The sequence below is a fragment of the Micromonospora sp. MH99 genome (assembly GCF_021442385.1).
Classification (GTDB): domain Bacteria; phylum Actinomycetota; class Actinomycetes; order Mycobacteriales; family Micromonosporaceae; genus Micromonospora.
On record NZ_MUZA01000013.1, the window covers coordinates 25,852 to 46,307 of the forward strand.

The 20,456-nt window shown below is 67.6% G+C and carries 11 protein-coding genes; 7 read left to right on the top strand and 4 right to left on the bottom strand.

Features of this window, described 5'->3' with window-relative positions; translation table 11 throughout:
- Positions 1 to 30: 30 nt before the first annotated feature.
- From B0E54_RS09655 to B0E54_RS09670, 4 genes are read left to right on the top strand one after another with little or no spacing between them, the layout of a single operon-like run.
- Entirely contained in the window at positions 31 to 2,829 is a 2,799-nt protein-coding gene (locus tag B0E54_RS09655; RefSeq protein ID WP_234582987.1) for a Z1 domain-containing protein, read from the top strand.
- Positions 2,826 to 3,833 (top strand): PD-(D/E)XK motif protein, encoded by a 1,008-nt coding sequence (locus B0E54_RS09660; RefSeq protein ID WP_234582988.1) that lies wholly within the window; start codon positions 2,826 to 2,828, stop codon positions 3,831 to 3,833. The genes B0E54_RS09655 and B0E54_RS09660 overlap by 4 nt, the downstream gene beginning before the upstream one ends.
- Complete coding sequence (locus B0E54_RS09665; RefSeq protein WP_234582990.1) at positions 3,830 to 5,839, top strand: AIPR family protein; 2,010 nt, start codon at positions 3,830 to 3,832, stop codon at positions 5,837 to 5,839. Before B0E54_RS09660 ends, B0E54_RS09665 begins: the two co-directional genes overlap by 4 nt.
- 36 nt (positions 5,840 to 5,875) lie before the next feature.
- Positions 5,876 to 8,620: a sigma factor-like helix-turn-helix DNA-binding protein gene (locus tag B0E54_RS09670; protein WP_234582992.1), complete on the top strand. Its 2,745-nt coding sequence runs from the start codon at positions 5,876 to 5,878 to the stop codon at positions 8,618 to 8,620.
- Positions 8,621 to 8,693: 73 nt separating this feature from the next.
- Here B0E54_RS09670 and B0E54_RS09675 read toward each other — a convergent pair whose 3' ends face one another.
- On the bottom strand, positions 8,694 to 14,351 hold the full coding sequence (locus B0E54_RS09675) for an AAA domain-containing protein (protein WP_234582993.1): 5,658 nt from the start codon (positions 14,349 to 14,351) through the stop codon (positions 8,694 to 8,696).
- 753 nt (positions 14,352 to 15,104) lie between these two features.
- Here B0E54_RS09675 and B0E54_RS09680 point away from each other — a divergent pair.
- From B0E54_RS09680 to B0E54_RS09690, 3 genes are all read left to right on the top strand, one after another.
- Entirely contained in the window at positions 15,105 to 15,320 is a 216-nt protein-coding gene (locus B0E54_RS09680) for a helicase-related protein (RefSeq protein WP_234582994.1), read from the top strand.
- Positions 15,317 to 15,754 carry a hypothetical protein gene (locus B0E54_RS09685; protein ID WP_234582995.1) on the top strand — a complete coding sequence of 146 codons (438 nt, stop codon included), beginning with the start codon at positions 15,317 to 15,319 and terminating at the stop codon, positions 15,752 to 15,754. The genes B0E54_RS09680 and B0E54_RS09685 overlap by 4 nt, the downstream gene beginning before the upstream one ends.
- Before the next feature lie 293 nt (positions 15,755 to 16,047).
- A complete protein-coding gene (locus B0E54_RS09690) occupies positions 16,048 to 16,275 on the top strand; it encodes a hypothetical protein (RefSeq protein ID WP_234582996.1) in 228 nt (75 codons plus the stop codon).
- Positions 16,276 to 16,309: 34 nt separating this feature from the next.
- Here the strand turns inward: B0E54_RS09690 and B0E54_RS09695 are convergent, their stop codons facing one another.
- The 3 genes from B0E54_RS09695 to B0E54_RS09705 all read right to left on the bottom strand — a co-directional run bounded on the left by B0E54_RS09695 (position 16,310) and on the right by B0E54_RS09705 (position 20,201).
- Positions 16,310 to 16,483, bottom strand: a complete 174-nt coding sequence (locus B0E54_RS09695; RefSeq protein ID WP_234582997.1) for a hypothetical protein — start codon at positions 16,481 to 16,483, stop codon at positions 16,310 to 16,312.
- 519 nt (positions 16,484 to 17,002) lie between these two features.
- The gene (locus B0E54_RS09700; protein WP_234582998.1) at positions 17,003 to 18,853 is read right to left on the bottom strand and encodes a DUF262 domain-containing protein; all 1,851 of its coding nucleotides are present in this window, start codon (positions 18,851 to 18,853) and stop codon (positions 17,003 to 17,005) included.
- 424 nt (positions 18,854 to 19,277) lie between these two features.
- On the bottom strand, positions 19,278 to 20,201 hold the full coding sequence (locus tag B0E54_RS09705; RefSeq protein WP_234582999.1) for an S-4TM family putative pore-forming effector: 924 nt from the start codon (positions 20,199 to 20,201) through the stop codon (positions 19,278 to 19,280).
- Between the last annotated feature and the right edge of the window lie 255 nt (positions 20,202 to 20,456).

The following is a 20,456-nucleotide window of genomic DNA, read 5'->3' on the forward strand; positions in this document are numbered from 1 at the left end:
GACCAGACATCAGATCAACGGGAGGGCCACATGACCGCGAAGACGCAGGACAACGGTGACGCGATGCAGCAGGCCATCCGGTTGGTGCTCGCACTGCTGCCGCAGGAACGCCAAGCGACGCACGACGAGATCGCGGAGAGCGTCGATCCGATCTGGGTGATGCAGCAGACCCGTGGGCAGTTGCTCGATCGGGACGTCCTGCTGAAGGAGATCGAGTCGCGGGTTGCGGTCTGGCAGGACGACTCGGTCGGCTTGAAGGACGATCGCAACCACATCGAGTGGCTCACCGAGGCCCAGCTGGAACGCAGTTGGGATTTCTGGGACCGCTACCGCCGGTATCTCGAGGACGTGCGCCTGATGCCGCCGAGGGTTGTCCGTCGGCTGGACCAGAGCACGGACCGCATCCTTCGCCAGATCGAGGATCCGCGGCGTCCGGGCGCTTGGCGTCGTACCGGCCTGGTGGTCGGCCAGGTGCAGTCGGGTAAGACCGGCAACTACATCGGCATGGCATGCAAGGCGGCAGACGCCGGTTACAAGCTCATCGTCATCCTGGCAGGCATACACAACAGTCTCCGGAGTCAGACTCAGCTCCGGGTCGACGAGGGCCTGCTCGGCTTCGACACGCAGTACCAGCAGCGCTACGACGAGGCGACGAACACGGCACGCATCGGTGTCGGAGTGATGCCCGGCGTGAAGCGGCTGAAGATCGCCTCACTGACGAACAGCGCGGAAGGCGGGGATTTCAAGCAGCAGATAGCCAGGCACCTGAACCTGCCGATCGGCGACTACCCCGTGGTGCTCGTCATCAAGAAGCACAAGAGCATCCTCGAGAACGTCCGCAAGTGGATCGTCGAGATTGAGGGCGTGCCCGTCGGGGACGGTAAGTCCAAGGTTGTGCGGGACATTCCACTCCTCGTCATCGACGATGAGGCGGATCACGCATCCGTCGACACGACCAAGGACGATGACACCGACCCCTCGACGATCAACCGGTCGATCAGACATCTGCTCAACAGCTTCGACAAGGCGGCGTACGTCGGGTACACCGCGACGCCCTTCGCCAACATCTACATCAAGCCGAAGGCGGACCACGACACGTTCGGGCTCGACCTGTTCCCCGAAAGCTTCATCGAGAGCCTGCCTGCGCCCTCGAACTACCTCGGACCGGAACGGGTGTTCGGGCTAAGCGCGACGGACCCGGATGACGACGGGATCAAAGCGCTTCCGATCTTCCGCCCCGTCCACGACCACGAGGCTTGGATGCCTCCCCGGCACAAGAAGGAATGGGTGCCGCCCGAGGAGCTTCCCCCGTCGCTCCGCGAGGCGATCGACGCCTTCATTCTGACGTGCGCTGCTCGTCGGGTACGGGGGCAGGGCACTCAGCACAACTCCATGCTCGTCCACGTCACGCGGTTCGTCAGCGTGCAGAACCGGATCCGCGACCAGATCGACGAGCACGTGAACCTGACGCGTGACCGACTCCGCGACGGCATGGGCGACGAGGCCACCCACGTGCTCGCCCGACTCCGGGGTCTTTGGGAAAAGGACTTCGCCACCACCAGTGCGACGTTCCCGGCCGAGGAAGCCTCGCCGGTCCAGTGGAACGATGTTGAGAAGGAGCTGCGACCGGCTCTCCGGAAGATCGATGTCCGGGCCGTCAACGGCAGCTCCCGGGACGCGCTCGAGTACTACGAGAACCGCAAGGCCGGTCTGTCCGTCATCGCCGTGGGTGCGGACAAGCTCTCTCGTGGGCTGACGCTGGAAGGCCTCAGCGTGAGTTACTACCTTCGCGCGTCGAGTATGTACGACACGCTGCTGCAGATGGGTCGTTGGTTCGGCTACCGCCCTGGCTACGAGGACCTGTGCAGGCTGTACACGACGTTGGAGCTCTTCAACTCATACGGGGAAATCACTGCAGCGGACAACGAGCTCCGTCAGGACTTCGCGGAAATGGCGCGTCTGGGCCAGACGCCGGAGAGTTTCGGACTGCGCGTTCGCGCTTCTCCGGCCGGGCTGGCGGTCACCGCCGCCAACAAGATGCGACGCGGCGTCAAGGTGCGGCTCAGCTACTCCGGGGAGCTTCCTGAGACGACAGTCTTCAGCCTGCACCCCGAGGCTGTCCGGCGGAACTTCGACATCCTCGAACGCTTCATCACCGGCTTGGACCAGCAGGGCGGTCCTGAGCCCGACGGGACCAGCCTGGTCTGGCGAGGCGTGCCGCCGACCGAGATCATCGATGGCTTCCTCGACGGATACATCTCCGACCGCGGTTCCTACCGGGTGCGCCCGGCGCTCATCGCGCAGTACATCCGTGGGTGCATCGCGGTGGGCGAACTGTCGAGTTGGACGGTGCGGTTGGTGGGCACGCCTACCGGAACGCTGGAGGAGATTGGCACTCACCCACTTCGCCTCGTGACCCGTTCCCGTCCCGACGGCTTGGAGGCGGAGCCAGGACGGCACACCATCAAGCGCGTGCTCAGTCCAGCGGACGAGAGCAGGGATCTGTCCGAGCATCTCCGGACACGGGCTCTGGAAGCGACGAGCGCAGCTCGACGGCTCGAAGCCAACCGCAAGGGGAAGGAGTTCAAGGAGCCGACCATACCCACGGGGCAGCCTCTGCGGAGATTCCGCCCAGTGCAGGAACCCCTGCTCCTGATCTACCCGATCGAGCATCCTGAGGCAAAAGCTGACGTGGGCCTTCCTCCCTTGGTCGGCTTCGCGATCAGCTTTCCGTTCTCGGAGCATCCGACCGAGACCGAGTACGTGGTCAATGACGTCTGGCGGCAGCTGGAGATCGACCTCTTCGATGACGAGGATCCGGACGAGTGAGGATCCGAGAAGAAGACTGGGCGCCCCTCGAGGCTGAGCATCACCCGTACGGCATCGTCGCCCGGCGTCTGTTTCCACGATCGCGGCACGACATCTTCCTGGCGGTCCAGCAGCCAACGGGGAGGCGCGTGCTCCTCTTGCGGGTGCCAGCGTCTGCCGGTCAGCCGGTGGCCCAACGGTATCCGTCATTGCCCAGCACCCGAGGCCTTGCGATCGAGTTCGCGACGGCTCCTGACGGGAGCACAGAACTTCGGGTCGTCCTCACCGCGAACGAACGGCGGGAGGTCTTCAATCCGCTGATCGCCGACGTGGCCACGACCGCGCACGCGGCCGAGGGCCCCGCTGAGGCTCTGACCGCGGCCATCGAGCGCTTCGGACACTGGCGTCATCTCCTCCAGTCCATCCGTGATACCGGACTCAGTGAAGAGGCACGACGAGGCCTGTTCGGGGAACTTGTCGTCCTACGCGACCACCTGTGTCCGGTCCTGCCGCCTCAGGAGGCGGTGTCGGCCTGGCGCGGGCCGATGGGAACGAATCAGGACTTCGAACTGGGGACCTGTGCCATCGAGGTCAAGACCGGAACGGGAAGAAGCCCCCGGACCATCGTCATTGCGAGCGAACGTCAGCTCGACGACACCGGAACTGATTTCCTGCTGCTGGCTCACTTCTCGCTGGACGAACGCCGGGGCGGCTCCGGCGAGTCGCTCAACGCCGTGGTCGACTCTCTCAGGGAGGCATCACCGTCGGCGGCGGTGCGAGCGGAGATAGATGATCAGCTCATCCGTGCCGGCTACCTCGCCGAACACCGGTACCTGTACGACGAGCTCCGCTACACGGTCCGGGAGACGCACTTCTGGCACGTCACTGGCGACTTCCCGCGAATCACCGAGGGTGACCTACGGCCGGGGGTCGGGGGCTGCCGCTACCGAATCAGCACTGTCGGACTGGACCAGTACGGTGTCTCCGCTGAGCGGGTCGCCAGCATTGTCAAGGGGGAGGCATGAGCCAGAGCAGCCTGTCGGCCTACGCGCAGGAACTCGTCGCCGACGTGCTCGCCACGGCCGAGGCGGAGAACGCCACCGCTCCAGACACCTTCACCCGCCGGGTGCTGGATGAGTTGGAGCAGGCCGGCGAGGTGGAAAACACCTTCACCGCGTACCACAAGGCGATCGGTCTTGAGGTCAACGGCTACGGAATGAACGAGTCCCTCGGGACCCTGGATCTGTTCATCACCCACTTCAGCCTTCAGCCCGAGGAAGGCCGCCTCACCCGGAGCCAGGCCGAGGGACATTTCAAGCGGCTGCAGACCTTCGTCCGCAAGTGCCGTGATGGCTTGGCGAAGGACATTGATGAATCGTCTGACGTGCATGACATGTGCATCGCGGTCCAGAAGGCTCTGCCCGACGCTCCGCGGATCCGCCTGTTCCTCCTGACGGACACCGTCAGCGCAGTCTCGACGCTGCCACCAGGCGAGCTGGACGGCCTCACCGTCACCCATGAGGTCTGGGACCTCACCCGGCTCCACCGGCTGGCGTCCTCGGGGACGCTCAGTGAGCCGATCGCGGTCGAGTTCAATCCACCGCTCCCCTGCCTCGCCACGCCCGAGACCGACCGCAACTACTCTGTCTTCCTGGCGATCATTCCGGGGCAGGATCTGGCCGACCTCTACGGCCGACACGGCACACGGTTGCTGGAGCTGAATGTCCGGTCGTTCCTGCAGACCAAGGGTGGGGTCAACAAGGGCATCCGGGAGACCCTCCTGACCAACCCGGACCGTTTTCTGGCCTACAACAACGGCATCACCGCCACCGCTTCGACCGTCGAGTTCACTGAGCTGCCCGAGGGCGGTCAGGCGATCAGCAGGATCCACGATCTGCAGATCGTCAACGGTGGTCAGACCACGGCCTCGATCCACTACGCGCACACGCGTGACAAGGCCGATCTCAGCCGGGTCCACGTACAGATGAAGCTGACCCGGGTTTCCCCCGACCGTCTGCAGGAGATCGTTCCGGAAATCTCCAGGTACTCGAACACCCAGAACAAGGTCACGGTCGTCGACTTCAGCTCCAACCACCCGTTCCACGTGGCCATCGAGCAGGTCACGCGATCGCTGTGGGCACCGGCAGCGGACGGGAGCGGGCAGGAGACGAAGTGGTTCTACGAGCGCGCCCGAGGGCAGTATACCGACGCTCTGGCCCGCGAGCGCACCCCGGCGAACCAGCGCAAGTTCAAGAGCCTGCATCCGACCGGTCAGAAGTTCACCAAGGCCGACGCGGCCAAGTTCATTCACTCGTGGGCCGGCTTCCCCTTTCTGGTGAGCCGAGGAGCCGAGAAGAACTTCCGCGAGCTCATGGTGCGGATGGGCGAGAACGCCCCGGCCGTCAACGTCAGCTACTCGCAGCGTCTGCTCGCCAAGGCGATCCTGTTCAAGGCCACTGACAAGATCGTCGCGGCGAGGGACTTCGGCGGCTACAAGATCAATATCACGTCGTACACGATCGCGCGGCTGGCCGAGGCCACCAACCGACGAGTCGACCTGGATCGCATCTGGCGAGAGCAGCGCCTGTCGCCTGCACTCGCCGCCGCCCTGGACGACCTGTGCGTGCCCGTCCGCGAGGTGATCGTCAATCCGCTCAGGGGAGGCACCAACATCGGCGAGTGGGCGAAGCGCCCGGACTGCTGGGAGGCGGTTCTCGCCCTTCCGTGGACGGTTCCCGACCAGCTGGCGGCGGAGCTGGCTGATCAGCCTCTTGAGGACAGCGCCCTGACAGACCCGGACGACGGCACCGGTGGTGATGTCGCATTGGTGATGGCGATTCCCGCCCCCGAATGGTTCGGCTTGGCGCGATGGGCCAAAGAAACCAGCAACCTCCAGCCGTGGCAGCGGCAGTTGGCTGACAACGTGGGCCGCTACGTCAACAACAGCTGGACGATCAGCGACAAGCAGGCGGCGCAGGCATTGCGGGTGATGGCCGAAGCACGGCGACTCGGATTCAGGAGCACGCCTTGACGCCGTTGCTCATCGTACGAGCATGAGAGGACCACTGTGACCAGCGCTCCGTTCGGGGATCTTCCTCCCGAGGCGTACCACGACGCGCTCTGGAACCGGGTGCTGCCCTGGCTTGCTCATCACACCCCTGCCACGGCGCGGGAGCTGGCTGATCTCACCCCGTCTCCCGACTGGTGGCTCACCGAGTCACCAGCTGTTACGACAATGATGGTCGAACACGAGGCGCTCTGCCGTCAGCTGGCCCGGTTCTTCCTGGCCCGGCATCTGGACGCGGCGTTCGGGAAGAGCTTCCCGACGGTGCCGGCACGGATGCCCCTCGCCACCCTCACGATGGCAGCCAGGGCGCGGACCGCCTTCCAGAGGCTGCAGGCGCAGACCGTGGCCGACCTTGAGATGCTGTCGGTCAAGGATCTGTACGACGTCCGCGGCACGGGCCAGGGCACTGTGGAGGAGGTCATCGCAGCGCTGGTGTCCGCTGCCATCATCCGGTCCGGTGATCTGCCCGAGACCGACGTGAGCGGAGAGGACGACCCATCCGCCAACGCACCGGTGGCGAGCCTGCCCCCAGCGCAGGCGCAGCTACTCGAGGATCTGGCTCAGCTTGCCGCATGGCATCACCTTCGGCGACGCAGCGGTCAGTCTCTGCTGAAGGTCGTCATCGAGGATGGGGCACCTGAACAGATCCAGGAAGTGGCCCTACGCCTCAACTCCCTTACAGCAGCTGACCTGGGGACCAATAGCGGCAGCTCTGACCCGGTCCTGGAGTTCACCGCCGTCCTGTCCGAGCTCGATGAGCGACAATTGCGGATCCTCCGTGACCGGCTCCTCGGCAGGCCACCCAGGACGCTGGCGGAACTCGCGATTGACTTCGACGTCACACGTGAGCGCGTGCGTCAGATTGAGATCCGGCTCAAGGAACTGTTGGCGCGTACCTTCCACTTCGGCACCAGCATCGGCAACCTCCTGGCCAGTCTCCGTGCCGAGATCCAGCCGATCGCTGCGCTTGACCGGTTGATCACTTTGCACCCCGATCTCGCCCGTGATGTTCCAGGGGTCGGTGTGCCTCTGTGGCTGGTCCTCGACCGCCTTGACGACTACTTCGAGGTCAGTGAGGGGTGGGCCGCCGCTCCCGATGTGAGCGCTGCACGCGAGCAGACCCGAATCCTGCTGGAGGACTTTGCGACCGAGCACGGCCTGGTCGACCTCGCCGCGGCAGCCTCCGCCACCGCGATGCCGAAGGCGGAGCTGCTCTCCTGGCTGAGCTGGTGCGGTTACATCGTGTACAACGACCAGATCCTGACCCGCACGCGGTCCCTCAACGATCACGCGGCGGGGGTGTTGGCGGCGACGGGCGAGCCCTTGCAGACCGACGAGCTGCACCGGGAGATGGGCCGAGACACGACCATCCGCAGTCTGACCAACGTGTTGGGCAGCGACGACCGGTTCATCAGGACCGATCGGGCGACGTGGGGCCTGGCGAGCTGGGAACTGGAGGAGTACACGTCGATCCGCCAGCAGATCGGTATCGAACTTGCCGCGGCTGGCGGACAGATCGAACTCAGCCGGCTGGTGGAGTCGATCACCAACCGGTTCGACGTGTCGCCGAGCAGCGTCCAGGCGTACGCAGGCAATGGTGAATTCGAGATCGTTGATCGCGTTGTACGGCGGCGGGAATCGCCAGCGGCGCCTCGCAAGGCGCCCAGCGCCACCCGCCGGCTCTTCCGGCACGGGGACGTATGGAAGCTCCGCATCGTCATCACCCGCGATCATCTACGTGGTTCGGGCTTTCCTGTGCCGTCGGGTGTCGCCAACCTCGTCGGCTGCGTTCAGGGCGAGGTGGTTGAGCTCGACTCTGAACTGGGCACCCAGAGCATCCGCTGGACGGGACTGCAGCCGGCCAGCGGCACCATCAAGAGATTCCTCGACCAGTTGCAGGCCAGGGAAGGGCAGAGCGCCTTCCTCGAGTTCCGCCCGTACGGCCGCTTCGGCCTCACGGTCCACGAGCCGCCTGCGCCGAGCACGGATCCGCTGGCGCAGGCGCTGAGCCTGATCGGTGCCACGGAAATCAGCGGTGCGGAGGTCGCGAAATCAGCCCTTGCCACCGCTGTCGACCTTCCCGAAGACGCGAAGCCACGACGCATTCTCGCTGCCTACCGGCAGCGCGGTGACGACGACATCGCAGCACTCCTCGAGCAGGTATGGACGGGTCAACGGCACTACCGGGCGGGGGAACGGGTCACCGCCGAAAGCCACGCCGTGTCACTGGCAGATCCCGATGATGGCCACCAACCGCAGCACCACGATCTGGACGCCGACGTCAACGCAGATGACGCCCCCCCGGACGGTGGTGTGCCCGAGGAGGATTCCTCCGCGGCGTGGGTGCCGGTGCCAGCCGGATACCGCAGTGTTGGCTGGGTCCGCCCCCATGAGGCGGAAGCGGCCGTACTGGCGTACCAGTTGCACGCAGACGTGCCGGTGCACAGCGGCGATGAGATCACGGGTTGGGCTCGCTACGTGGATGAGGCCTCGACGAACAACTTCAACAGCCATGCCAACGTGAAGCTGGTGAGAACCCGGGCCCAGGGCGAGCGGATCGCCTGTTGGATCAGAGAGCACGAGGCATTCAGCGTCACCCAGGCCTCAGCCGAGAGGCGCTCGATCACCGTGACCGGCCCGGACGGTGAGACAGCCGGGCTCGTGGAGTACTACCGACCGGGCAGCGAGGAAGCTGAACGCTTCCTGAGTTCCACAAGGCTGCTCCGGGGCCGCCCGCCGGGCTGAAGGGGACCGCTGAGGCGGCTGTCGTCCTTCCAGAAGGCACCGACGACAGCGGCCTCAGGATCACGTCAGGAGTTCAGGAGGATGCCGCGTCCACGCGGCTGCGAGCGACGTTCAGTTCCTCCTCGGTGAACAGCGCACGAAACTCCGTCCGAAGAGCCAGTGCCTCCGCCGTGAGGTCCACCCGTCCGCGCTCCCACAGTGCAGTGAAGCCGTCCGACACCACCGGACTACGCAGCAGCTGCCGCGCGCTGGCAAGTCCCCCCTTGTCGGTCACCAGACGCAGCAACAGAGTCGGCTGGTAGCTCACCTCATCCCGCGCCCGCTGACAGATACGGACCATCTCGCGATGGAACAATGCCTCGAGGCTACGCCGGTCCACCGTGCCGCTTCCGGAAGCCGCAGCAGGTCCGACGGTTTCCGGGGGTCGCTCCTGCGGCTTCCGCTGCGCCGACAAAGTCGAAGACCCACCCTGGCCCGTCCTTTCAAGTGAAGCCGGGCGAGGCTCCGGAGGCTGCGGTTCCGTCGGCTTTCCACTCGCCGGAGTGAGCATCGTCTCGGCTGACGCCCTCAGTGGAGGCCGGGACGGAACCTCCTCCCAGGATGAGCGCAACAACCGGGTGACACTCCGGTTCTGGATCGCCGCGGGGCTGGTCGGAGCGAAGTACTGAACGAGTCCCTCCCTTCGACCGTCATCGGTGTCGCAGGGGCTGTCCTTTCGGGTGCTGGCCGTTCGGACGACAGCCTCCGCCTCGTTCTGGCGTACCCAGCAGATAACAAGCGGGCCTCCGGCCTCCGCGCGCTCGATCCGAATGTCTGCCCCGAGCGGGCGAGCCCCCGCCGAACTGCCGCCCCCGTGCCGCGCCCAGCCAAGCACCTTGCCACCATGACGGATGGGAACGTCGTGGCCGGTCCGGTAGCTTTCGATGGCGGCCATCGCCTCGTAGGGGCGAATCCAGGCGATGCTGCGGTAACCCGGTGGCACCCACTCGTCCGAGACTCTCTCGTCCTGCCGCTGCCGGCTGACGGGCGTAGCAGGAACGGCCGGCCTCTGCCCAGGAGTGTCTCCCACCGCCGCAGTGGGCGATGTGTCGGTCGAGTGACGCTCCGCGGCATCAACACTTTCTGATGTGCGCCGTGGCTCGTCGACCGCAGATGGCGGAACATCGACCGGCACAGGTTTCACGGCCTCACCCCCGGCCGCCCTGGGCATGCTGCGCTCGTCCTCCGCTCCGGAGGCGTTCTCGACAGACTCGACCGGTGCCTCTGTCCCATCCTGGCCGCCCCGGTCCGCTGGTAGCGACGTAACCTCCAGCGCCTCGTCGATGAAGCGGGCAGCGTCATCGCGTCGCGCGTCCGGGCCCGTCGCTGCCAGATCGGTCCCGGTCCCGGCGGCTTCGTCGGCGCTGGGGCCCGCGTTCACCGGCTGGGTCCGGGCGGATGCATCCACCGGCTGCGGGACCGCGATGCCCAGCTCGTCGATCCGCTGCCACAGCGGTCCCAGCGCCGCCTCCGGATCCCGGCTGAACACACTCCCCCGGATCCGCACGAAGACGCAGTTGCCGACCCGCTCCAGCACCGCCTGTCGGCGCATGTCGCTCTCCCACTGATCCGGCCCGTGGTACGCGTCGCCGTCGCACTCGATGGCCAGCCGCCGCCCGTCCGGCGCTGGGAGGACGAAGTCGATCCGGTACCCGCCGATGCGGAACTGCGGCAGCGGCCGGTACCCGCGACGCAGGATGCGGCGCAGCACCTCGCGTTCGAAGTCGCTGTCGCAGCGCTTCTCCAGGTCGTCGTACGCCTCGTCGACGGCAGTGACGTTCTGGCAGTAGGTGAGCAGCAGTCCTCGGGCGTCGTCCTCGCGCAGGTCGGCGGGCTGCACCGAGTGGAACACCCACAGCTGGTCCCGGGCGCGGGACGCGGCGACGTTGACCCGCCGATGGTGGTCCCGCTTGGTGAAGGCCGAGACCGGCCCATGGTGCGGCTCGACGACCATCGACACGAGGACGATGTCCCGCTCGTCGCCCTGGAAGGTGTACGAGTCGCCGACGCGCAGCCGACGCCGTTCCATCTCCTCCTCGCCGACCTCCTCGCGGAGGCGGGTGAGCAGGTAGAGGGCCTGTCCGCTGGTGCTGAGCAGGCTGACCACCCCGATGCTGCGTCCCCCGTAGGCCGGGTCGGCGACGATCGCCGCGACCCGTGCGACGAGGGCTTCAGCCTCGGGGACGTTGACATCGCCGTAGCCGATGAGGCCTTGGCGGATGCCGTCGGGCACATGGACGGCGTTGACCGGGTCGCCGATGCCGGCGGGCCGGTCGGTGCGCAGCGGCTCGATCTCCCCGCCGTAGTACGTCTCGCTGGAGAAGCCGATGATCGCCGGTACGGAGCGGAAGTGCTCGGTGAGCAGGATGCGCTCCGGGGAGCGTCGGACGGCGTGGTCGTACAGGCTGCTCTCCGGGTCGAAGTGCTCGGCGGACGGCACGTCGACCAGGTGCGAGTTGATCAGGCCGGTCACCGTGCCGACGAACGACAGCTGCGGTCCGATCTGCTGGTCGTCGCCGACCACGACGGCCCGCTCGGCGAGGCTCAGCACGGGCAGCGAGAACATGTCCGCCTGAGAGGCCTCGTCGACGATGACCACGTCGAAGTGCGCTCCGCCGGCGAACTGCTCGATGGCCCGGTCGACGGACATGACCCAGACCGGTACGGCGTCGACGGCGGCGCTCATGGCCCGCTGGGCGTGCGCCTGCCACTGGGCGGCGTTCTTGCCCGTACCCTTTCCGATCTTCCTCAGGGCGGTGGTCCAGTCGGCGAGCGCGGCCCGCCGGCGGTCGTCGAGGGCCTTGGAGACCTCCAGCCAGGAGGAGGCGACGACGAGTTCCTGGGTGAGTCGCCGGATGCGGTCCCGGGTCTGCTCGACCCGGTGCGCGAGCGAGACCGGGTCGACGCTGCCCACGACGGTGTCGAACCAGGTCTGGGCGCGGCGCCACTGCCAGCGGTGCGGGCAGTCGCCGCCGCTGCCGGCGAGGGCGTACGCGGTGCCGGTGTCGATCTCGGCGGTCCAGGCGGGGGCGGCCGGGCGGAGCCGGCCGGCGAGCTGGGTGAACCGTTGCGCGTCTGGGCGCAGGCCGGCCAGGCGGCGTACCTCGTCAAGGATGCCGTCCCAGCCAGGCAGGTCGTCCTGCTGTCGGCTCTGGTCGAGCAGCCGCCACAGTTCGCTGGCGTCGCTGGTGGACATGCCGGCCTGGAGCAGGGCGCCCAGCTCGCGCTCCTCGGCGACGAACCGGTCGTGGGTGAAGACGGTCGCGCACCGGGCGACCAGGTCGGTGAGCGCGGTCAGCCGGCGTACGTCGACCGCCGGCTCGACCCGGGGCACCAGTCGGCGGACGGTCGCGTGCAGGGTGGGCCAGCGGCGGCGGTCCCAGTCCAGGGCGGTCGCCGCGTCGCTGAGCAGTCGACCGGCCCAGAGTTCGGGCTGGTCGCCGGGTTCCTGCGGCAGGTTGAGCAGGTTCCGCCACTCGGTCCACCGGGTGGCGAGTTCCTGCCGCAGCCGGAGACGGTTGACGTACGCGACGACGATCTCGACGTCGTCGGCGGTGCGCAGGACCTCACCGTCGATGCGGCAGTCCGCGGCGAGCTTGGCGAGGGTGCCCTGGAAGAACTTGTTGACGCCCTTGCCTGCGGCGAAGCGCTGGCGCAGTTCGCCGAGCTGTGCCAGCAGCCGGCGCGGTTCGGCGAGATGCGGGTCGGCGACGGTCACCCGGTGGCCAGCGACGACCCGGGTTGCCGTGGCGAGTTCGGCGAGCGCCCGCTGGCAGGCGGCGACGTGGTCCTCCCAGATGGCCCGCCAGTTCGGGTCAGCCTGCAGGAGTTTGGCGAGGGTGTCCGTCCAGGCACCCTCTCTGGCGGTGAGCAGGGTGAGTGCCTCCCGCAGGTGCCCGGCCAGCTCGTCGAGGGCGGTCCGGCCGAACGCCCGTACCTCCGGCAGCACCACACCTGCGGCAATGAGCTGGTCCAGCTCAGCACGGGTGGCGGCGAGTTCCCGCCGCGCCGCGAGGACAGCCGAGGCGGTCGGCATCGCGGCCACCGTCGGCAGGTGCCGCAGCGCCTGCGTGCGGTCCTGACGGGCGGTACGACGGGCGATGTCGAGCAGGTCGGTGAACTCCTCGACGGTGAGCGGCGCGTCGAGGTCCGGTGGGATCTCGTCGGGGATGTCGCCGTACCGGTCGGCCCGGTCCCGCAGCCAGCTGCCGACGTCGCTCGGCGACAGCCGGATGCCGTCGATCTCGTACTGCGCGGACTCGTTCTCCGCCAGGGTGCGCAGCGCCCCGAGCGCCTGGCCGAGGTCCCGTTCGGCCTCCTCGATCTGGCGGCGCAGCCGATCCACCCGCTGCTGCTCGCTGCGCTTGTCGAGGGTGGCGCCCCGGTCGGAGAGTTCCCGGGCGGCGAGCTGGAGCTGGACGAGCTGGTCGGTGGAGCGGCCGAGCACCGCCAGGCAGAGCGACTGGATCTCCTCGGGCAGGCCGTCCCGCAGGACCCGCAGCGGATCCTCCTTCTGCGCGACCACGAGCACCCGCTTGCCGTGCGCCATCAGGTGGCAGATCAGGTTGCGGATGGTGTGGGTCTTGCCGGTGCCGGGCGGACCCTGAACGGCCACGTTGCGGTGCTGGGCGAGCCGCCGGGCGATGGACTCCTGCGCCTCGTTGGTGGGCAGCGGCATGAGCAGCCGCTCCCCCAGCGGCGCCCACCGTTCCGGCTGGTCGTGCGGCATCTCCAGGCGGCTCGGCTCATGGGCGAGGATGGCGGCCAGCGCACCGATGCTCGCGGTATCGCCGCTGAGCAAACGGGCGCGGAGTTCCTCGAGGAAGCGGCGCAACATCCGCTGCCGGGGCCGGACGAAGAGCACGCCGGTGTCGTGGACGTACGGGCCGACCGGGGCGGGAGCGTCGGCGGCCCGGACGGTCGGGTCGTGCCCGAGGCGGCGCAGGGCCCGATCGAGGAACTCCTGGCGGGCGAAGTCGTCCCAGACGTCGAGGTCGAGCTGCCCACCGGAACCGGCGAGAGCGAGCAGCTGGCTGAGGTACCGCTCGTCGAGGCCGGTCAGCGGGTCGGTCTGGAGCCGGCCGGCGCCCTGCGGCACCACCCGGATCATCGACCGGTCGGCGTCGAACTCGATGGCGACCGGGGTCACGACGAGCGGGTACTGCACCCGGTTCCCGACCACGTCCATGCGCAGAACACCGTGCCCCCACACCAGCTCGTGGGTGGCGGCGTTCATGTCGATGCGGTGCTTCAGGTCGAACAGGCTCCGGTGCAGCCTGCGGACCGCCTCGGCACGTCGGGCCTGCTCGGCCCAGGGCCGCCACTCCCGCTCCCGCCACTGCTCGAACCGGGTACGGAGGTGCTCGACCGTCTCCTCGTCGCCGGCCAGCCGCGGATCGCTCTCGTACGACAGCGGCCCGGCGAGATACGGGCCGAACTCGGCGGGTGCCCGCAGCTGCTTCGGCGCGGGCGGCAGACCGACCCGCAACCAGCTGCTGCCGTCAGAGGAGACGCCCACCTGGCAGTCGGGGTGAGCCGGCAGGTCGTGCTGCCAGAACGCGTCGGTCTGCGGCACCGTCCGGGCCGGCTTCTCCATCTGGGCCCGCACGGCCATCAGATAGTCGACCAGGGAGGTGGCACGGTCCATGATCAGCGCCGGCGATTCCGTGGCGGACGGGGATCGGGAGAGCATGCGGCACCTTTGGTTCTGCGGGTAGGACTGGCCCCAATGACGAGTCTGGTCCGGCGTCAGCACGCGTGATGCGGCACTCCCACCTCCCCACCGGCGGTGTCCGAAACACTACCTGCGGCACGCCAGCCAGCGGGACCCCCGGCGTTCACCCGATCGGGCGGCCCCGTCGGCCCGCTCAAACCCTGTCAAGAACCTGCACAGGCAATATTGCCCGCAGCAACAATTGTCATCGAGCGGGTGCACCTGGCGCGAGCAGAGCGGACATACGCCGCGCTGCGCCGTCGCCTCGTCGGGGACAAGGCGCTCGGCGACGGCCGGCGCTCATCCGCAGCGCGACCGACGACCAGAACACCCGTCGACATGTCACTCGAGGTCAGGTAGGGCGCCAGCGGCGACAGGAGGAGGCCTCGGCCCCGCAGCCGAGCGGATACCGGCGGGGTCGGAAGGCCCGAGGACGCCTCGGGGGGACGTACCAACGGGCGCGGGCCGCACCGCAACGACCGACGCCGGACCCCGACGTCGGCCCCAGTCGGCAGGGGGCCTGCCTCTCACAGGATGGTGGCCGCCGATCCATAGTCGGCGGCCGCCAGTGTTCAAGCGGTGAATTAGGCTATTGGACGCCCGCCCTCTGCTTGTTGTAGTTGCTGCCCTGACCGTCCGGCTTGTAGTTGCTCTCCACGTTGCCGGCGATGTCGATCGAGAACCAGTTGACGGTGGTGTCGCTGTTCACCGTTGCGGGCGCTCGGGTTCTGCGTGAGCATCGGGCACGCCGAGTTCATGGCGGACTGGTTCACCAAGCACGGCGTACCGTCGGCGACGGTGACCTCGCGGGTCGACGCCGCCGGGCGGCAGGCGCTGCTGACCGCCTTCCGCAAGCGTGATCTGCGGGTGCTCTTCACCGTCGACCTCTTCAACGAGGGCGTCGACCTGCCGATGGTCAACACGATCCTCATGCTGCGGCCACCGTGAGCGCCACGATCTTCCTGCAGCAGCTCGGCCGCGGCCTGCGCCCGGACGACGGCAAGTCCTGCCTGACCGTGCTCGACTTCATCGGCGGGCAGCACGCAAACTTCTGCTTCGACCTGCGCTGGCGGGCGCTGACCGGGGCCAGCCGACGGGCCGTAGATGTGGCCGTCCGGGATGACTTCCCGTCGCTGCCGAGTGGCTGCCCGGTCGAGCTGGACCTGGTGGCGAAGGAGATCGTGCTCGCCAACCTGAAGTCGGCCCTGCCCACCTCGAAGAACGGCCTGGTGGCCGAGCCGCAGCAGCTCGGTGACGTGAGCCTGGCAGAGTTCCTGCGGGAGGCCGGCCTGGAGATCGAGGACGTCTACCGTCCGGCGAGCATCGCGGCTGGGCCGGGCTGCGGCGCCTGGCCGGCATCGACACCTCGGCCGGCCAGATGACCGCGAGCTCGGCCGGGCCACCGGCCGGATGCTGCACACCGACGACGTCGATCGGCTGGACCTGCTGGCCAAGGTGGCAAGCGGCTAGCACCCCGGCGGCGTACGGCTTCTGGACATGCTGCACTTCAGCCTCTGGGGGCCGTCTGTGCCGCTGACCGAGCGCGACGCCCGGCTGTAACGGCTGTGGGCAGAGCCGGCGCGATGCGCCGAGCTGCGCCAGGTCGCCGAGGTTTGCGGGACCGGATCCACTGAGTGACGAGTGGGAGTCGCAGAGCACGACATTGGCTGCCTCGGTGACGGGGCAGCGCTACATCCACCACACCGAGCGCGGGTCGACAGTGCACCTGTTCGCCCGGGAAACCAAGGTCGCCGACCGCGACCTGGGCGCACCGCCGAATCGGTATGCCGGACCGATGATGTACCAGGAGCACAGCGGCGACCGGCCGATGCGGATCATCTGGCGGCTGCGTCACCCGCTCCCCGCCGACATTTACGCCGCTGCTCGCGCCATCGCGGCATGAAGAGCGCGGACGCAGGCACGAGGAACCTTCGCCGTCAGCACCTCGCCTGGTAGGCGCGGTGCGCGCCGTTGACGCCCAGTCCGGCCGTCACCAGTGAGCCGAGCGTTTGGATACTGGCAGGTTCCGTCATCGCCGCCGCGACGGATGCTCGATATGTCGCAATCGCAAACACGAGGTCGCCCACCTGCGGATCCGAAAGCGCGGCCACGGTTGAACGGTAAGCCTGCGCGTCCGTGTTCAGCTGCTCCAATTCATGAGGAGTGGGCGGAGTTAGTCCATCTGTAAGGGGACCAAGCCGGTCGTGCCAGGAATCGTAGGCCCGCTGCTCGGTCGCGCATGAGTCACTGGCCGGCGAACCCGCTGGCGGGGCGATGGGCGGCTCCGGCATGCGGGTCGCCTGAGCCTGCCCGTCCAGAATTGCTAGCGCCCGCTCAGCTCGCCCCTTATCCGGGGCGGAGGACTCGTTCCGAGAACTGAGCCAGTTCACGCAGCTTCCCAGGAGGCAAAGGACCGACATGAAGACAACGATCCGTCCTATGCCTCCCTGCCGTTCCTTGCGGATGACGCCACGGTAGGACGAAAGCCTGTAGTGGTCGCTGCGGTAGTGCGGGCTCACCCACCTACCGTTGCGCATGTGTCCGCGTACTGAATGGCCCCGCACGTAATGGCGCCGCACCCTAGCTTCCTGCCTCGCCGCTAGGTCGGCTGCCGGGCACGCAACGGCTGATCACGAGACAAGCTCCGCCGCTACGGCCGGGTCGTCCGCCAGTTCCTCGGGCTCAGGCTCGTACGCCGCTGGCGACTCGTCGCGCTCGGTCTCGCCGCTGCGGACCGCTCGCTTGCCCATCGCCGCCCCTACGAGCTGCAACAGGGCTTCCGTCCGCGCTTCGAAGAACTTGTCGAAATTGGCTCGGCGGAGGTGCCTCGGCTCGATGGCGTGCGTCTCCAGGATCGCATCGAGGTCCTTCGGCTTGATACCGGCGGCATGTTCGATCTTCGGCAGGTAGTCGCGAGGGGATTGGCCGCCGATCCGCTGATTGGTGAGCCGGGACAGGGCCGTCTTGTTCACGATGCTCTCCCGCCAGATCGGCTCAACGCCGTTCTTGTCGCACCATGCCTTAGGGAAGATGTGGTGGATATCGACCTTGTAATTGTAGAAGGTCGCCTGGCCTAGGGCCTCGGCCTTCATCCAGTCTCGGCCACCCTGCCGCATCAGGAGGGCGTAGATGCCCTTGTAGGCCGCGCTGTTGCGGGTGCGGAGCGTGTAGAGGCGCTCCTCGTAGAACGTGGCCTCTTGGACCGTGCCGGGTTCCTTACCCTTGCCAGCCAGCCACGCGACGACCTGCTCGAGGTCGCGCGCGAAGCGGGTTTCGGTCGCACCGCCATACAGCTCGCCGAGCACTCCGCACCAGAACCACTGCCGCAACTTAACGTCGTGCCCCCAGAGCATCGCCTCGTCGCCGAGGGCGGCACGGATCGCTGTGAGCGGCACGAGCTGCGTGCGGTAGGGGACGTCACGAGCATCGAAGATGTGTTCGGCAGCGAGGAACGCTGCGGCCCACTCCAACGCCTCCGTCACCTTGGGCGCCCAGTGCAGGAACTCGGTCAGCTTCAACCGCAGCATGTCCCGCCGCTTGCAGCTCACGCCTGGTGCGTTGTGAGCGTCCCCGTGGTAAGCCCGCTTCCGCTCCCATGTCGCAAGCAACGTCACCGCCTGGAGGAAGTCCGTGTTCTCCAGGAACCGGAGCACGGGATGACGCGCCAGCCGCCGTTGCGTCGCCAGCCAGTAGTCGTTCAGGCGGAAGTCCTCGCCGTGCGTGGCGAAGTAGTCCTTGTCGCCCGCGTAGGTAGCGGTCAGCAGCTCGAAGACATTGAGCGCGACCCCACCCGTGTTGACCTTCTCAAAGACGGTACAGACGGCCTCCTTGGGCGTCGTCTTCGTCAGTTTGATGACCGGCACGAGGTAGGAGGTGAGGTTGTCCAGGACAGCGCTTTGGAACTGCTTCCACATGGCCCGCCGGTCGTGGTCGACTCCGATGAACTCGAGTGACCAGTCAAGCTTGGCGTCGCCGTCGAGGGCGATACGCAGTGGGAACATGCCCGCCGCGCACTCCTTCTCCATCGTGCTGTAGTCGGCAACTATGCGGCGGCCGAAGTTGTCGCGAATTGTCAGGTCCTCGGGCGCGCTGATGATCGCGTCTTCCCGGTCACTCTCATCCTTCAGCGTCTTCTCGATGTTGATGTAGTACCACCGCTTGAGCCGCTTACCCCGGTCGTCCGTGGTATCTACCACCTGTCCCGACATCAATGACTGGTAGAGCGAGGTCAAGCGCTGCTGCCCGTCCAGCAGCAACTGTTCGGGTTCCTGGAGCCCGCCTAGCGGAGCACCGGACAGCGGCTTGGGCTTGAAGCGTGCCCCATCGCCACCGGTCTCCAAGGTCATTACCACGCCGATCGGGTAGCCCCGCGTAATTGTCGCGAGCAGGCTGACGATGCGTGCATCGTCCCATTTCCAGTCGCGCTGGAAGTCTGGCAGCTGCACCTTGCCGGCCCGAATGTCGCGCAGGAGATCCGCCAACGGCCAATCGGGACTTTCAAATGGCATGTCGAGGCGCCCTTCGCTGAATACGGCGATGCAGTGGGGCGACTGCGATCTGGCGGGACCGGTCCGCTTGCGTCATGCCATCCATCACGGCCGGCCCTTGAGGACAACCCAAGTCGACCCGCCTCCCCACTAGCGGTCTTTGGACAGTACCGGCGAGAGTCCCGTCCGAGGGACCCCATCGACGTCCTCCTTTCAGCTATCTCTTGTGGACCGGAGGATTAGGAGGAGTGCGGCTACGCTACGGCCCCGCAGCGCCCGTACTACGCCGTCGACCGGCCCCGCCGGCACTGAGGGTGACCTGGGCCGAGCCACGGTCTCCGGCGACGGACGGATCCAACGCCAGGGCGGCTCGTGACCCGACGTCGCCTGACGGACCATGGCGTCCCGAGTGGCGACGTCAGTCCGTGCGGGCTGCCGGCGGGCGAGCGCCCAGCAGCTCGGCGAGGCTCACCATCGCGGCCTGGAAATCGACCCGGTCGGCGGCATGGAACCGTCGGAAGAACCAGTCGGGCACCCGGGCCTGCCCCTGCCGACTGTGGAAGATCAGATCCTGCGTCTGCCGGGCGAGGGTGAGCAGGCGCGATTCCACGTCGGGGTCGTCGCCCTCGACGGCCACGGCGATCTGCCTCTGCAGGATGGCGAGGGCGCGGTCCCGCTCGGCGGCGACGTCGCGCTGACCCCGGTAGATCTCCACGCCCAGCAGGAGGACGCCGAGGGACGGGACGAACCACTGGGTCAGCAGGTCGGCCACGGTCAGCTCGGCGGTCACCGCGAAGACGACGCCGACCGCCGCCCAGAGCGCCACCCCGGCGAGCACGGTGTACGCGTAGCGCCGCCGCACCCGCGCACCCCATCCCAGGTTCTGCTGCTGACAGGCGAGCACGTCGTACGGGCGGGGCAGGTGCGGCACCTCGTAGTAGTCGCGCAGGTATCGCTCGTCGCCCCGGTAGGCGCGGTCGAGCCGGCTCACCTCCTCGGGGCCGAGGGGTTCGCCCGCCGCGACCGCGTTCCAGGGCAGCTCGAAGAGGCGTACGTCGAACATCTCCTGAAGCGTGGCCGCGCGGCGGATCTGGCCGGCGGACCAGGAGCCGAGCCCGAGCGCGTTGACGACGGCCCAGAGCGCGCCCGCGGCGGTGACGGCGACTGCCGACACGCCGGTGAAGGCGACCACCGCCCCGGCGACGCCGATGGCGACGGAGAGCGCCATGCGGAGGTTGTCGAGCCGTTGAGCCCGAGCGTGGCAGACCGACATGGCGTGCAGCAGCGCCATCATCTCGGGCCGCCGCTGCCGTTGGAGCAGGGATTCCGTGCGCTGTGTCACCGGCACCTCCCTTATCCGTGACGATCCTATATCCACCTTTCTAGATGTCACGGAACGCGTACTGACGGAAGCGGAAAGTAGCCATTTATTACTTTTAGGTAGATGCGGGGGCGGCTGCGAATTACTAACGCGTTCGCCCGAAAGTTGCGGTAGCTTGAGCCTCGCGCCCACCCGCGCATCCCTCACTCGGACGTGCCACCCCCGCCCGTCCGCGTCCACTTTCACCACTCGTGGAAGGTCCAACGGCGGACATGG

Bases quoted from the DNA above. Each gene is read 5' to 3' on its own strand.
- B0E54_RS09655 (WP_234582987.1), top strand. From the start codon at position 31: ATGACCGCGAAGACGCAGGACAACGGTGACGCGATGCAGCAGGCCATC.
- B0E54_RS09665 (WP_234582990.1), top strand. From the start codon at position 3,830: ATGAGCCAGAGCAGCCTGTCGGCCTACGCGCAGGAACTCGTCGCCGAC.
- B0E54_RS09675 (WP_234582993.1), bottom strand. From the start codon at position 14,351: ATGCTCTCCCGATCCCCGTCCGCCACGGAATCGCCGGCGCTGATCATG.